Origin of the sequence: Burkholderia sp. Bp8998 (assembly GCF_003854235.1) — a bacterium.
GTDB lineage: Bacteria > Pseudomonadota > Gammaproteobacteria > Burkholderiales > Burkholderiaceae > Burkholderia.
Genome location: NZ_QTQF01000028.1, coordinates 64,374 through 77,594 on the forward strand (window position 1 = coordinate 64,374; position 13,221 = coordinate 77,594).

14 protein-coding genes are annotated in these 13,221 nt (G+C 68.1%); 7 read left to right on the forward strand and 7 right to left on the reverse strand.

Annotated elements, in window-relative coordinates; genetic code table 11:
• Window position 1: 1 nt before the first annotated feature.
• Window positions 2-2,245 carry a TonB-dependent siderophore receptor gene (locus DIE06_RS25440; RefSeq protein ID WP_124663742.1) on the reverse strand — a complete coding sequence of 748 codons (2,244 nt, stop codon included), beginning with the start codon at window positions 2,243-2,245 and terminating at the stop codon, window positions 2-4.
• Between the two features lie 320 nt (window positions 2,246-2,565).
• On the opposite strand from DIE06_RS25440, the gene DIE06_RS25445 reads away from it, so the two are divergent.
• Window positions 2,566-2,805 (forward strand): FitA-like ribbon-helix-helix domain-containing protein, encoded by a 240-nt coding sequence (locus tag DIE06_RS25445; protein ID WP_124663743.1) that lies wholly within the window; start codon window positions 2,566-2,568, stop codon window positions 2,803-2,805.
• Window positions 2,802-3,221 carry a type II toxin-antitoxin system VapC family toxin gene (locus DIE06_RS25450; protein WP_124663744.1) on the forward strand — a complete coding sequence of 140 codons (420 nt, stop codon included), beginning with the start codon at window positions 2,802-2,804 and terminating at the stop codon, window positions 3,219-3,221. The genes DIE06_RS25445 and DIE06_RS25450 overlap by 4 nt, the downstream gene beginning before the upstream one ends.
• A 134-nt stretch (window positions 3,222-3,355) precedes the next feature.
• On the opposite strand, the gene DIE06_RS25455 is transcribed toward DIE06_RS25450, so the two are convergent.
• Entirely contained in the window at window positions 3,356-4,651 is a 1,296-nt protein-coding gene (locus DIE06_RS25455) for an aspartate carbamoyltransferase (RefSeq protein WP_124663745.1), read from the reverse strand.
• 221 nt (window positions 4,652-4,872) lie between these two features.
• On the opposite strand from DIE06_RS25455, the gene DIE06_RS25460 reads away from it, so the two are divergent.
• Entirely contained in the window at window positions 4,873-5,007 is a 135-nt protein-coding gene (locus DIE06_RS25460) for an entericidin A/B family lipoprotein (RefSeq protein WP_059449563.1), read from the forward strand.
• 98 nt (window positions 5,008-5,105) lie between these two features.
• Here the strand turns inward: DIE06_RS25460 and DIE06_RS25465 are convergent, their stop codons facing one another.
• From DIE06_RS25465 to DIE06_RS25475, 3 genes are all read right to left on the reverse strand, one after another.
• Window positions 5,106-5,654 (reverse strand): permease, encoded by a 549-nt coding sequence (locus DIE06_RS25465; protein ID WP_124663746.1) that lies wholly within the window; start codon window positions 5,652-5,654, stop codon window positions 5,106-5,108.
• 125 nt (window positions 5,655-5,779) lie between these two features.
• Window positions 5,780-6,739 (reverse strand): DMT family transporter, encoded by a 960-nt coding sequence (locus tag DIE06_RS25470; RefSeq protein ID WP_124663747.1) that lies wholly within the window; start codon window positions 6,737-6,739, stop codon window positions 5,780-5,782.
• Window positions 6,740-6,933: 194 nt separating this feature from the next.
• On the reverse strand, window positions 6,934-7,728 hold the full coding sequence (locus tag DIE06_RS25475; protein ID WP_124663748.1) for an AraC family transcriptional regulator: 795 nt from the start codon (window positions 7,726-7,728) through the stop codon (window positions 6,934-6,936).
• Between the two features lie 170 nt (window positions 7,729-7,898).
• On the opposite strand from DIE06_RS25475, the gene DIE06_RS25480 reads away from it, so the two are divergent.
• Both DIE06_RS25480 and DIE06_RS25485 read left to right on the forward strand, forming a co-directional pair.
• Window positions 7,899-8,732: a molybdenum cofactor biosynthesis F family protein gene (locus DIE06_RS25480; protein WP_124663786.1), complete on the forward strand. Its 834-nt coding sequence runs from the start codon at window positions 7,899-7,901 to the stop codon at window positions 8,730-8,732.
• Window positions 8,729-9,538 carry an SDR family oxidoreductase gene (locus DIE06_RS25485; protein ID WP_124663749.1) on the forward strand — a complete coding sequence of 270 codons (810 nt, stop codon included), beginning with the start codon at window positions 8,729-8,731 and terminating at the stop codon, window positions 9,536-9,538. The genes DIE06_RS25480 and DIE06_RS25485 overlap by 4 nt, the downstream gene beginning before the upstream one ends.
• Window positions 9,539-9,631: 93 nt before the next feature.
• Here DIE06_RS25485 and DIE06_RS25490 read toward each other — a convergent pair whose 3' ends face one another.
• Window positions 9,632-10,309 carry a dihydrodipicolinate reductase C-terminal domain-containing protein gene (locus tag DIE06_RS25490; RefSeq protein ID WP_124663787.1) on the reverse strand — a complete coding sequence of 226 codons (678 nt, stop codon included), beginning with the start codon at window positions 10,307-10,309 and terminating at the stop codon, window positions 9,632-9,634.
• A 300-nt stretch (window positions 10,310-10,609) separates the two neighbouring features.
• On the opposite strand from DIE06_RS25490, the gene DIE06_RS25495 reads away from it, so the two are divergent.
• Both DIE06_RS25495 and DIE06_RS25500 read left to right on the forward strand, forming a co-directional pair.
• Entirely contained in the window at window positions 10,610-11,323 is a 714-nt protein-coding gene (locus tag DIE06_RS25495; RefSeq protein WP_124663750.1) for an SDR family NAD(P)-dependent oxidoreductase, read from the forward strand.
• Between the two features lie 57 nt (window positions 11,324-11,380).
• Window positions 11,381-11,578 carry an oxidoreductase-like domain-containing protein gene (locus DIE06_RS25500; protein ID WP_124610472.1) on the forward strand — a complete coding sequence of 66 codons (198 nt, stop codon included), beginning with the start codon at window positions 11,381-11,383 and terminating at the stop codon, window positions 11,576-11,578.
• Between the two features lie 80 nt (window positions 11,579-11,658).
• On the opposite strand, the gene DIE06_RS25505 is transcribed toward DIE06_RS25500, so the two are convergent.
• Window positions 11,659-13,119: an MFS transporter gene (locus DIE06_RS25505; protein ID WP_124663751.1), complete on the reverse strand. Its 1,461-nt coding sequence runs from the start codon at window positions 13,117-13,119 to the stop codon at window positions 11,659-11,661.
• Between the last annotated feature and the right edge of the window lie 102 nt (window positions 13,120-13,221).

The window sequence follows — 13,221 nt, forward strand, 5'->3', positions numbered from 1 at the left end:
ATCAGTAGCGTGCGTTCAGCGTGACGAACGCCGAGCGGCCCGGCGCGATCGACGCGTAGTGCGCCGGATACGCCTGATCGAAGTACGTGCGGTTGAACAGGTTGTTCACGTTCAACTGCAGGTCGAGCTTCTTGTTGATCCGGTATTGCGCCATCGCGTCGAAACGCCAGTACGACGGCACCGCACGCAGGTTCGCGGGATCGCCGAACACTTCCGACATGTAGAACGCGCCGCCGCCGACGGTGAATTTCGGCGTGACGTCGTAGTTCGACCACATCGTCAGGCTGTGCTTCGGCGTGTTCGGGAAGCGGTGGCCGTTGTTCGCGCTGTCCCTGCCGTTGTCGCGCAGCGCGCTCTTCATGTACGTATAGCCGCCGAATACCTGCCACTGCTTCGTGACCTGCCCGGCGACGCCGAGTTCGAGACCCTGCACGCGCTTGTTGCCGACCATCGCGTACTGGTTGTTCGGCAGCGTCACGCGCGCATTCGTCGTGTCGATCTGGAACAGCGCGGCGGTCAGCGACAGCTTGTCGTTCAGCACGTTCCACTTCGTGCCGAGCTCGATGCTGCGGTTCTTCTCGGGGGCCATCTGATCGGCGTTCGGGCCGACGCCGCCGCGGCCCGGCGTGAGCGACTGCGTTTCGCTGCCTTCGCCGAGCAGCATGCCGGCCGGCGTCGACGACGTCGCATACGACGCGTAGATGCTGCCGTTCCGCGCGGGCTTGAACACGAGGCCGGCTTGCCAGTTCACGAGCGTGTCGTCGCGCGTGGTGGTCTTGCCGCCGTTCGCCCGGGTGTCGGTGAAGCGGGTCGAGTAATCGTCGACTCGCACGCCGGCGTTCACCTGCCAGCGCGGCGTGAGCTCGATCGTGTCGAAGCCGTAGATCGATTTGGTGGTGGTGCGCGCATGCGCATAATCGTTGTTGCCCGTGACGGAACCGGCCCACGGATCGTTCGGGTTCGGCGACCACAGGCTCGTGCAGTTGTAGCCGGACGGCGCGCCAATGCCGTTCCGGCAGATCGTGCCCTTGTCGGTCGCGACCGTGTACGAATCGCGCTTGCCCCATTCGCGCGAGAGCTCGATGCCGGTCGTGAAGCTGTGCTTGAACGGGCCGGTGCGGAATTCGCCGAACAATTCCGTCAGGTTCGCGAGGCTGTTGATCGAGCTGTTGCGGTTGTTGTTGCGGCGCCAGACCTTGCCGTTGACCACGTTGCCCTGGCTGTCGTCGGGCTGCGTCCAGATGTAGTCCTGCGTCGATTCCGTGTAGCGCGTGGTGTTGCGCACCGTCAGGCCCGGCGTGATGTCGTGCTCGATCCTGATCGTGCTGATGTCCGACGTGGTCTTGCGGAAGTCGCGGTCGATCAGCCCGTAGAAGTTGTGGCGGTCGACGGGCGCCGGATAGATCGTGTCGACGTTCGCGGGCTTGTTCGACGTCGTGTAGAAGTACGGAATGCCGCCGTCGGGCATGTCGTCGGTCGACAGGTGGTAGTAGCTTGCGGTCACGCGGGTCGGCGTGCCGAGGCCGAACGCGATCGACGGCGCGACGCCCCAGCGCGCGTTGTTGACGGCGTCGCGGCCGGCGACGTCGTTGTTGTGGCTCATCAGGTTCAGGCGGAACGCCGCGTGATCGGCGAACTGCCAGTTGCCGTCGGCGGTGAAGCGGCGATAGCGGTCAGTGCCGAAACCTGCGCTCGCGGCGGCCGTCGTGCCGAGGTGCGGCGCCTTGGTGATCAGGTTGATGCTGCCGCCTGCACCGCCGCGGCCGCCGTACGCGCCGTCGGAGCCCTTGGTGATCTCGACGCGCTCGGTATTGAAGATCTCGCGCGTGGTCGCGCCCGTGTCGCGCATCCCGTCGACGAACATGCTGCCCTGCGTGTCGTAGCCGCGGATGAACGGGCGATCGCCGAGCGGGTTGCCGCCTTCGCCGGCACCGAACGTGATGCCGGGCACGGTGCGCAGCGCTTCGGTCAGCGTTGCCGCACCGCTGTTCCGGATCAGCTCCTGCGGGATCACGGTCACCGACTTCGGCGTGTCGACGAGCGGCGCGGTGAATTTCATGGATGCGGAAAAGTCGGCCTTGTAGCTGTGCTCGGTCTTGCCCTGGACCTCGATCGGTGCGAGATGGCCTTCGGTGCTGACCGGGGCGGGCGGCGGCGTGCCGTCGGCGAACGCGGGGGTCGCGGCGAGCACGCTGCACAGGGTGGTGAATTTGCCGAGCTTCTGCTCTTCAGGACGGGACTTCATGGTGCGCTTCGACCTCGCAGTGTGGCCCCGGGAACGACGCGCTACGGAAATGTGCATGCCGCCGGGAATTATTACGATTTGTTTTCAGGAGGTATTCTATGTAATTTTTTATTGAATGAGAAGCGTTCTTGTTTGCGATTGTGGGGGGATTGTTGACGAATGTTACGGAGGCTTTCCGGGCTGGCGGGGCGGGAGGATGGCCAACTGGCCGAGTGTGAAGGCCTTGCCGAGCGCGCTACAGTGTTTGCGTCTTCATTCGTCCGGCGTGACAGCAAGGTGATAGGGTGCATGCATTGAAAGCAATTGTGGCGGGGTGCATCATGCCTGTGATTACCGTCCGAAAATTGCCCGACGAGGTCCATCGCGCGCTGCGAATCCGTGCGGCGCAACACGGCCGCAGTACCGAAGCCGAGGTGCGCGACATCTTCGAGCAGGCCGTTCGGCCTGGCGGGCGGCCCAAGCTGGGAACGCTGCTGGCTGAAATCGGGCGTGAGGCTGGCGGTATCGATTTCGAAGTTCCGCGCGACAGGTCGCCGACCGATCCGATGAGTTTCGAATGATCCTGGTCGATACCAATGTCATTTCCGAGCCGCTGCGACGCGAGCCGAGCCCGGCCGTGATCGAATGGCTCGACGCGCAGAACGTCGAGACGCTGTTTCTTGCCGCGATCAGTCTCGCGGAAATGCGCTTCGGCGTGGCCGCCTTGCCGGAAGGGCGACGGCGTGACTGGCTGGAACAAAGCATCAAGCAGCGCGTGGTGCCGTTGTTTCGTGGCCGGATCCTGCCGTTCGACGATGCGGCCAGCAAAGTGTATGCGAGCCTTCGCGCGAAGGCGCGTGCCGCGGGCAACGCGATGGCGTCTGCCGATCGCTTTATCGCTGCAACCGCCGCGGCGAACGGCTTGATCGTGGCCGCGCGCGACGTCGCGCCGTTCGAGGCGGCGGGCCTGCGCGTGATCGATCCGTGGGCTCGCTAACGCGGGGCTGGCCGCCCCCGCGTCATCCGCACCGAAAATGAAAACGCGCCGTCCAAGGCGGCGCGTTGTGCGTCAGGTCGGCGCGTGCCCGCGAACTGAAGCAGTCGAGGGGGCCGCGTGACACCGGATGCGGGTCAATCGATCCCGTGAAACACCGCATCCTCCGGCCCGAGGTATGCCGGCGGGCGCCACGTCGCGTCGCGCATCGAATGCTGGACGAGGTTCTCGACGCCGAGCAGCACCGCGAAGATCGCCATCCGCACCGGAATGCCGTTGTCGGTCTGCCGGAAGATCGCGAGGCGCGGATCGCGGTTCAGGTCGACCGACAGGTCGTTCGCGCCGGGCCGGCTGTCGCGTGGCAGCGGGTGCATGATCAGCGTGTCGGGCTTGCAGACGGAGTCGACGAGCGCCTGGTTGATCTGGAAATCCGGCGTGTAGCCCTCGAACGACTCGTCGGTGAAGCGCTCCTTCTGGATCCGCGTCGCATAGACGACGTCCGCGCCGCGCAGCCCGGCCGCGAGGTCGTTCGTCTGCTCGATCACGTGGCCGTTGGTCGCGATCTGGTCGATGATGTACGCCGGCATTTCGAGCGTCGGCGGCGACACGAGCGTGAACTTCAGCCCGCGGTACAGCGCGAGCAGCTTGACGAGCGAGTGCACGGTGCGGCCGTATTTCAGGTCGCCGACGAGCGCGATATGCGCGCCATCGACGATCTTGCCGAGCCGCGAGAACTCGCGCTGGATCGTATAGAGATCGAGCAGTGCCTGGCTCGGGTGCTCGCCCGGGCCGTCGCCGCCGTTGATCACCGGCAGGTTGGTCGCGCGCGCGAATTCGGCAACCGAGCCTTTCTCCGGGTGGCGGATCACGAGTGCGTCGACGTAGCCGGCCATCACGCGGCTCGTGTCGTAGATCGATTCGCCCTTGGCCATCGACGAGAACGTGAAGCCGGTCGTGTCGCACACCGAGCCGCCGAGCCGGCAGAAGGCCGCGCCGAACGACACGCGCGTGCGCGTGCTGGCCTCGAAGAACAGGTTGCCGAGCACCGCGCCTTCGAGCACGCGCGAGATCTTGTGGCGGCGTGCGATCGGCTGCATGACGTCGGCGACGCGGAACAGCGCCTCGACCGAGTCGCGCGAGAACTGGTCCACCGAGATCAGCTGGGGCTTGCCTTCGAACAGGAATTGCTTCGCGAGCCCCTGTTTGTCTACGCTTTGCGTATAGTCTCCGCCATCCGGTGCCGCGCGCTCGACGATTTCCGACACGAAGCGCTCGACGATCTCGGGCATCCCGCGCGACTCCTGCGAGTCGTCGGGCAACAGCCATGTATCCAGTGCACGGCGGCTTACGCCGATGCGGCTCGCGAACGCTTCGCGGGTCATGTTGAGGCGACGCATCGCGTCGCGCAGGAAGGCTTGCTGGGGAACGGTCATCGGCGGCACCTGATGAAAAATATACGCGATGCGTATATTAGTTCGCGTGCCGACGAAGTCAAGGGAAATCTGTGCGATCGGCCATGTGGTGCGCGGGACCGCACTGGCACACGGCGGCCGTCTCCGTATAATCAGGTCAGGCCCCGTGTCCTGCGCACCGCAGAGCACCACGCCGCATACGATTCGCCCGGTCGGGCTTGTTGACTCGAAGGAGAATGAGAATGACGCGTACGATTGCTGCAGTGCTGCTGGTGGTGACCGCCGCGCTCGCCGGTTGCAATACCGTTGCAGGCATGGGGCAGGACATTTCGAAGGGTGGGCAGGCAATCAGCGATACGGCTGAGAAGGCCAAATAAGCTGGCGGGTTCCGGACTGCAGAAGGCGCCGGGCCGTCCCGCGATTGCGGGGCGGCCCGGCGCCTTTTTCATGGTGCGCGGTGAAGGCGGGCGCTGCGTCAGGCGCTTTCCACGAACGCGTAACGGCCGTCGACCTTGCGTGGCGTGAACCAGCCGAAGTCGGGGAACAGCCGGTTGCGGACGAACCAGACATAGCCGACCAGGATGACCGTCACCCCGAGGGTCGGCAGCGCGACCGACGGATCGCGACCGAGATCGGCGATGGTCTTCGGGACTTGCAGCAGCGACAGAACGATGAACGCGTGATACGCGCCGACGCGATGGGTCGCGAAGCCCCAGATGAACAGCAGCGACAGCGGTACCGTCAGTGCGAGGAACAGCAGCGCGGCGCCTTCGCTGAGTGTGTCCGCCAAGATGAGATAGGCGAGTGCGAGGCTGATCACCAACTGCGCGATGCCGAGCCCGATCAGGACCCGGGTATGTACCTTGTTCTTCCTGCACAGCTCCGGATCGGGGCGCGACGCGATCAGGTGCGCGAGCACGCGATCCTTGAGGCCCTGTCCGGCCAGTTCGGCCAGCACGTCGGCTTTCCTCGCGCCCGCGGACAGCAGCGCCGCGATTCTTGTTTTGGCTTCCTTCTTGTTCATGGCGATGCGAATTGTTGTTCGGTGGTTGTCGAATGGCACGGCCACGCGAATATTGCATCTTGGGCGACGGGACGCAACGATTTTGCCGCGCGTGGACACATTCCTACAGTCGCCGCTCGCGCGGATCAATCGGCAGCGGCCGACGTGGATGCCGACGGTCCCGTCGGTAGCCCCGACCGGGCGTCCGTTTCGCGTGCCGGCGGTTCACGCCGCCGCGTCGCACCCACCAGCATGCCCGCGACGACGAGCGCGATGCCGAGCAGGCGCGTGCCGCCCAGCGTCTCGCCGAACAGCGCGACCGCGAACAGCACGGCCGAGACCGGCGCGACCGCCGTGAACAGCGCGGCTTCGGTGCCGCTCGTGCGTGCCGAACCCGCATACCAGCACAGATAGCCAAGCACGGTCGGCACCAGTGCGTAGTACGCGATCGCCGACACCGCGCCGACGTGCCAGCCGGTCGCCAGCGCGTGCCATTCGAACGCGGCCGGCACCAGCGCGAGCACGAGGCCGAGGCCCGACATCGCCGTCGACAGCGCGAGCGGCGGCAACGGCGCCGACAGCCGCCGGTTGAGCAGGATGAACACGGCCTCGCAAGCGACGGCCGCCAGCACCAGCGCGTCGCCGGCGAGCGTCCGCAGCGACGGCATGGCCTGGCCGGCCGCGAACGTGACGAACAGCACGCCGGCGGTGGCAAGCGCGGCCGCGCCCCAGTCGCGCGGCGTCTGCCGTTCGCGCAGGACGATCGCCGCGATCAGCGTCGACATCGCCGGCAGCGTGCCGAGCATCACGCCCGCGTCGACGGGCGACGACAGCTTCGTGCCGCTGATCAGCAGCACCGTGTAGCCGACACCGCCCGCCGCCGCCTGGACGACCAGCAGCACGGCGTCGCGTGCGGAGATGCGCGGCCATCGCATCTGCTGCGCCCGCATCAGTGCGAACAGCAGCGGGGTCGCGATCAGGAAGCGCAGCGCGGTGGCCGCGAACGGCGGCAGGCCACCGGCCGCGAGGCGGCTTGCGATGACGGTGCTGCCGACGCCTGCCATTGCAGCGGCGAGATAGAGATAGCCGATCAGTCGTGTTTTCATGCGCCGCATCATCGCGTGCGGCGGCGCGGGCGTCTTGAACGAAATTGCAGCGGCGCCGGTGAGCGGAGCGGCCCTGCGTCCGGTGTTTCCGGATGACCGATAGCGCCGCCGTCAAGCGCCATCGTCGTAGCTGAACGGCAGCGATCGACGACGTCGCGCCACCGGCGTCGGCGGTGCCGGGACCGTGAAGCCCGTCAGTCGGCCTGCGTGAATCGTCCCGGCGTGATCCCGAACTGGCGTGCGAACGCGCGCGTCAGGTGGCTCTGGTCGGCAAAACCGGCCTCGGCCGCGGCATCCGCGATCGGCCGGCCGCTCGCGAGCAGTGACCGCGCCAGCCGCGTGCGCGACTGCACCAGATATGCGTGCGGCGTGATGCCGAGTTCGCGCGCGAACCCGCGCAGCAGCTGGAAGCGGCTCACGCCGCTCAGGCCGGCGAGCTCGGCAAGCGACACGGGTGCGGCGGGCGCCGCATCGAGCCGCTCGCGGGCCACGCGGATCGCCGGCGCGACGCCGGCGGCCGGCAGCGCACGGTTCGAATGCCGCGCAAGCAGGGCGGCGACCAGCGTCACGAGCGCCTCGTCGCGGGCGAGCGGCAATGTATCTCCCGCGACGATACGTGCATGCAACCGGCCGAACGCGGCCGCGAGCCGGGCGTCGCGCACGGCCGGATGCGCGAGCTCGACGCCGCCGAGGCCTTCTTCCGCCGCGACGCCGGCGACCAGCGCCGGCGCGAGGTACAGCATCCGCCAGCGCCGGCCCGTGCCCGTCTCGATCGGCATGCCGTCGTGCATCTCGCCCGGATTGACCATGATCGCGTCGCCGGCCAGCGCGTCGACTTGCCCGCGGCCGCTCCAGGACCGGTGCGCGCCGCTGACGATCACGCCGACCCCGAACTCGTCGTGCGCGTGCCGCGGAAACGTGCGGTCGGACTCAAGGCTGATCGCCTCGATGCCTTCATCGGTCCGTCGGTAATGGGTGACACGGTGCATGAGCGCTCCTCGCGCCGGCAGCGGCGCGGATCACGTGCACTTTAGCGCGTTCCGGCGCCGCGCGCGCTTCATCCTTTTGGCCGATACCGCGCGGCGCGCGCAGCCCGCACCATGGGCACATGAGCAGCGTACACGGCCCGCCGGGCCTGAAGCTGCGCGGGAGACGGCAGGTGGAACGACAGGATCCGGTATTCATCCAGGTTGGCGCGCTCGCGGACGGCTTCGCGCCGGACGCGAACATCCTCGCGCCCGTGAACGCGCTCGTCGGGCGGTCGCTGGCCCTCGGCGACGCATCGGGCGTATGGCGCGTCTATACGTTCGAGGCGGATGCGCTGCAATGGCGCGACGCGGCGACCGACACGGGCGGCCAGGCGCCGTGCCGCGTCACGCGGCTGCGCGACGACCTGTACTTCGTCGACTACCTCGACCCGGAGGCGCGCGCGACGTCGGTCAGTCTGGTGATCGACGTCGGCCACGGCGTGTGGACGGCGGTGACCGGCACGCTGCCGACCGAAGCCGACACGCACGTCGACGCGTTCACGCGCGTTGCGCGCGGGCTGCCGCTGACGGGCGTCGATGCGACGTTCCGGCACGGCACGCTCGGCGGCCATGCGCAGCCGGGCCCGCTGCACGGGCCCACGCGCGAACTGATCGGCAAGCGGACGATGTATCGCTACAGCCCGACCGAATGCTACGAGCACATCTACCTGAACGAGAACTTCTACGCGTGGCAGTGCCTGCAGGGTGTCGAAGGCGGGCTGGCGGACGTGGACCGCTGCCATTACTTCAGGATTGCAGAGCAACTGTATCTGTTCGTGTGGCGCGAGAAGGTGGTGCCGACGCTCGGCGTCGTGCTGATCGATCTCGCGCAACGCAAGACGGACGGCAAGATCTTCGGTTATCAGGGCGGCGATTTCGTCATGCTGTCGAACTTCCCGATCGGCGCGCATGCGCAGGTGCTGAACGAGACCGTGCATCCGCTCGGCGGCGAGGCGCAGCGATGAACGCCGAGCTCGGCAGCGGCCGCGTGCGTGCGGATTTCGGCGGTCGTGTCGTGCTGGTCACGGGTGCCGCGCAGGGGATCGGCGCGGCAATCGCGCGCCGTTTCGCGGAATCCGATGCGTTCGTCGCGCTCGCCGATCTGAACGGCGATGCCGCTGGCGCGCAGGCGGACGCGCTCGCCGGCGCGGGCGGCGATGCGCGCGCATATCGCGTCGACGCGGCGAGCCGCGACGAACTCGTCGCGCTCGTCGCGGCGGTCGAGCGCGACGGCGGCCGGCTCGACGTCGTCGTTCACAACGCCGCATATTTTCCATTGACCCCGTTTGCACGGATCGACGAACGGACACTCGAGCGCACGTTGTCGGTCAACCTGTCAGCGTTATTCTGGCTCGCGCAGGCCGCGCTGCCGGCATTCGAGCGCGCGGGAGCCGGGCGGCTGCTCGTGACGTCGTCGGTGACCGGGCCGCGCGTCGTCTATCCGGGGCTCGCGCACTACGCGGCATCGAAGGCTGGCGTGAACGGCTTCATCCGCGCGGCGGCGCTCGAACTCGCGCGCCGCAACGTGACGGTCAACGGCGTCGAGCCGGGGATGATCCGCACGCCGGCGGCAGGCAATCTAGGCGATGCGTCGGTCGCCGCGCAGATCGCGCGCGACATCCCGCTCGCGCGGATGGGCGAGCCCGAGGACATCGCGAACGCGATGCTGTTTCTCGCGTCGGCCGATGCGGCGTATATCACCGGGCAGACGATCGTCGTCGACGGCGGCGCGACGTTGCCGGAGAGCGGGGTCGTGCTGGGCGACGGCTGACGGCTGACGGGTTAGGGGCGTTGACGATGGCGCGGTGGCGGCCGCCGGGTGTGCCGGCAGAAGCGCCGTCGGCCGATCCGCGCATGGTTGTGCCTACAGCCAGCCGTTGTGGATGAACTCCACGATCGAGTAGCGGCGCGGTTCGAGTTCGTGCTGCCGGACGGCCTCGACGATCCGCGATACGCCATCCGCATAAGGCGACGCGCCGTACACGCGCGATTCGAACTGCAGGCTGCATGCGCCATCGTCGATACGGATCCGGTGGAACGCATGCCGGCCGAGCTGATCGTCGGGGATCTGCAATGCGTCGCGCTGCTCGTCGGGGTTTCGCACGGAGCGGATGTCCTGCGCCGGCACGCCGAGCGACTGACCGATGCCGACCGCGGTGCCCGGCACGGACGTCTTGCTGGCCTGGTGCGACTCCGTCACGCTGATGCGGCAGTCGCGAAACAGATGGCCGCTGGTTTCCAGCATGCTCATGAACTTGAGCATCAGGATGTTCGTATTCGGACAGAGCACGACCGGGAAGTCGTGCGATCCGGTTTCGAGGCCGGAACCGGTGGACAGCTCGACGAGCGGCGAGCGCGTGGCGCGGCAGAATTCGATCGCGGCAGGCAGCTCGCGGCCGGATCCGGCGTGAACGACGATCGAACGCGTTTCGGTGCGTGCGTGGTCCGACCAGGTCATCACGCGACAGGTTGCCGGGTCGAGTTGGTGCGAGCCGAGCAGTTCGGTTGCCAGCTTGCCGGTGCCAACGACGAGTACTTGCATGGGATAGACGGGGTGAAGTTCGGGTTTCATGACGGAAACGGCGCGGGCCGCGCAAGACGCCAATGCGATCGCGGCGCACCGCGCGGCGCATCGCGATCGCGCATTATGCCCGGCTGCCGGCCGGCATGCGCGGTGCGCGGTCATGGCCGCGGCGGGGGCAGCCGGCCGGCTTCGTCGGCCGCCACGCGTTCGTCGCCGCGCGCACGGAAGCGTGAACGGCGCTACGCTGTCGAAACACCGGCCGGCATCGCCTCGAACCACGTATCATCCAATCCCCCCTCGACCCTGGAGAGCACATCGATGGAACACGACCTGAAAGGCAAGGCAGTCGCGATCACCGGCGGATTCGGCCATCTCGGCGTCGCCACGGCCGCCTGGCTCGGCCAGCGCGGCGCGCGCGTCGCGCTGATCGGCCGCGGCGCGGCGCCGGACGCGCAGGCATTGCCCGGCGTGCCGGCCGATGCGCTGCGCATCGGCGGCATCGATCTCGTCGATCCGCAGGCGGCCGTGCGCGCGCTTGAAGCCGTGAATCGCGAATTCGGCCGGGTCGACGCGCTGCTGAACATCGCGGGCGCGTTCGTGTGGCAGACGATCGCCGACGGCGACGCGGCCACGTGGGACCGCATGTACGAACTGAACGTGAAGACGGCGCTGAATGCGTCTAAGGCCGCGCTGCCGTACCTGGTGGCGAGCCCGGCCGGCCGCATCGTCAACATCGGCGCGGGCGCGGCGTTCAGGGCCGGCGCGGGGATGGGCGCGTATGCGGCCGCGAAGGCCGGTGTCGCGCGGCTCACCGAAGCGCTGGCGGCGGAACTGCTCGATCGCGGCGTGACCGTGAACGCGCTGTTGCCGAGCATCATCGATACGCCGCCGAACCGTGCGGACATGCCGGACGCGGATTTTTCGCGCTGGGTGCGGCCGGAACAGATCGCGGCGACGATCGGGTTCCTGCTGTCGGCCGACGCGCAGGCGATCACCGGCGCGTCGATTCCGGTGAGCGGCCGCGTGGCGTAGGGGCGGCTGTCGCCCCCTCGCCGTATACTGCTCATCCAACATCGTGTGATTGAAGCCGTGACCAAGCCTGCCGCCGTGGATACGCCGGATGACGATCCGCGTCCGACCCCGCCCGTACAACCCGAACTGGAAGACTGCTGCAACAGCGGCTGTTCGCCGTGCGTGTTCGACCTGTACGACGAAGCGCTGGCGCGCTATCGCGTCGAACTGGCCGAATGGGAAGCGCGGCACGCACAACAGAAGCATCACCGGTGAAGTGAGCCCGATGCCGGCAAGCGGCCGCGCATGCACCGTTCCCGTTGCGCCGCCGGCAATGTGTTCCCGGCCCGGCGTCGTCACGCGCCGGCCCGCGCCCGCCGATGCATCGGCCCCAACGCGGCCGACAACGCGACGCACACGAGCAGCACGACCGTCAGCGCCCACATCGCCGCCCTGAATCCCTGCACGTAGTCGACCGCGCCCGGGTGTGTGCCGAGCCGCGCGAAGAACAGCCCGCCGAGCGTCGCCGCGCCAACGGCCGCGCCGATCTGCAGCATCGCGGTGACCATGCCGGATGCGACCCCGGCGCGTGCCGCGTCGACTTCCGCGAGCACGATCCGCACGACCGACGGCAGCACGAGACCTTGTCCGATGCCGATCGCCGCGATGCCCGCGTAAAAGCCCGGGCCGGGCGCGTGTTCGCCGGCCAGTGCGGCGGCGGTCGCGACGCCGGCCGCGAGCATCGCGAAGCCGAGCGTAAGCACGCGATCGCCGCCGAACCGCGCGACGACGCGGGGCATCAGCAGCGGGCTCGCGAGGAAGCCGATGCCGAGCGGCAGGATCGCCAGCCCCGACGCAAGCGGCGACCAGTTCAGGCAGCCCTGCAGATAGATCCCGTAGCTCAGGAAGAATGCGCTCAGCATGTAGAACAGGAACGCGAGCGTGAGCCCGAGCGCGACGACCGGGTTACGCAGCAGGCGCACGTCGAGCAGCGGATCGCGGCCGCCGGCGAGCCGGCGCGCTTCGACCGCCAGCAGCGCGCCGAGCATCGGCAGCGCGCCGGCGACGCATGCGACCATCCACAGCGGCCAGCCCGCCTCGCGGCCGTGCGTGAGCGGATAGACGAGCATCAGCAGGAACAGCGACAGCAGCACCGTGCCGGGCACGTCGATGCGCTGGCCGCGCGGCGGCCGGCTTTCCGGGATGAAGCGCCAGCTGCCGAGCAGCGCGAGGATGCCGATCGGCACATTGACCAGGAAGATCGCGCGCCAGCCGAGTCCGAACGGATGCAGGCTGATCAGCGCGCCGCCGCCGAGCTGGCCGATCACGGCCGCGAGGCCGAACACGAAACCGTAGAAACCCATCACGCGCACCTGCTCCTGCGGGCTGAATACGCTGCGGATCGTCGCGAGCACCTGCGGCGCGAGGATCGCGGCGAACAGGCCCTGCAGCACGCGGCCGCCGACCAGTACCGCGCCGCTGCCGGCGAGCCCGCACAGCGCCGATGCGACGACGAAGCCGGCCATCCCGATCATGAACATCCGCTTGCGGCCGTACAGGTCACCCAGACGCCCGCCGGTGATCTGCACGACCGCGTTCGCGCACGCGTAGGCCGACACGACGAGCTGCAACTCGGCCGGCCGTGCGCCGATGCCGTCGCGAATGGCCGGCAGCGCGAGATTGACGATGAAATAGTCGAGCGGCGGCAGAATCGCGCCGACCAGCAGGACCACGAGCGCCCAGCCGTGATGGCTGCGCGGCGGTGCCGCGGCGGCCGCGCCGACCGGCGCGCAACGGGCGAGAGTGTTGTCGGTCATGAACGGAGGTCCGAAGGAATGAAGGCCGTAACGCATGCTGAATCCCGTCGAAACGGGCTTCATGCCGGCCGTTGAACCGATATTCTGCGGACCGTCGATGAT

Excerpts from the sequence above, each read along its gene's own strand:
- DIE06_RS25440 (WP_124663742.1), bottom strand. The coding sequence starts at position 2,245 with ATGAAGTCCCGTCCTGAAGAGCAGAAGCTCGGCAAATTCACCACCCTG.
- DIE06_RS25445 (WP_124663743.1), top strand. The coding sequence starts at position 2,566 with ATGCCTGTGATTACCGTCCGAAAATTGCCCGACGAGGTCCATCGCGCG.
- DIE06_RS25450 (WP_124663744.1), top strand. The coding sequence starts at position 2,802 with ATGATCCTGGTCGATACCAATGTCATTTCCGAGCCGCTGCGACGCGAG.
- DIE06_RS25455 (WP_124663745.1), bottom strand. The coding sequence starts at position 4,651 with ATGACCGTTCCCCAGCAAGCCTTCCTGCGCGACGCGATGCGTCGCCTC.
- DIE06_RS25460 (WP_059449563.1), top strand. The coding sequence starts at position 4,873 with ATGACGCGTACGATTGCTGCAGTGCTGCTGGTGGTGACCGCCGCGCTC.
- DIE06_RS25465 (WP_124663746.1), bottom strand. The coding sequence starts at position 5,654 with ATGAACAAGAAGGAAGCCAAAACAAGAATCGCGGCGCTGCTGTCCGCG.
- DIE06_RS25470 (WP_124663747.1), bottom strand. The coding sequence starts at position 6,739 with ATGAAAACACGACTGATCGGCTATCTCTATCTCGCCGCTGCAATGGCA.
- DIE06_RS25475 (WP_124663748.1), bottom strand. The coding sequence starts at position 7,728 with ATGCACCGTGTCACCCATTACCGACGGACCGATGAAGGCATCGAGGCG.
- DIE06_RS25485 (WP_124663749.1), top strand. The coding sequence starts at position 8,729 with ATGAACGCCGAGCTCGGCAGCGGCCGCGTGCGTGCGGATTTCGGCGGT.
- DIE06_RS25490 (WP_124663787.1), bottom strand. The coding sequence starts at position 10,309 with ATGCAAGTACTCGTCGTTGGCACCGGCAAGCTGGCAACCGAACTGCTC.
- DIE06_RS25495 (WP_124663750.1), top strand. The coding sequence starts at position 10,610 with ATGGAACACGACCTGAAAGGCAAGGCAGTCGCGATCACCGGCGGATTC.
- DIE06_RS25505 (WP_124663751.1), bottom strand. The coding sequence starts at position 13,119 with ATGACCGACAACACTCTCGCCCGTTGCGCGCCGGTCGGCGCGGCCGCC.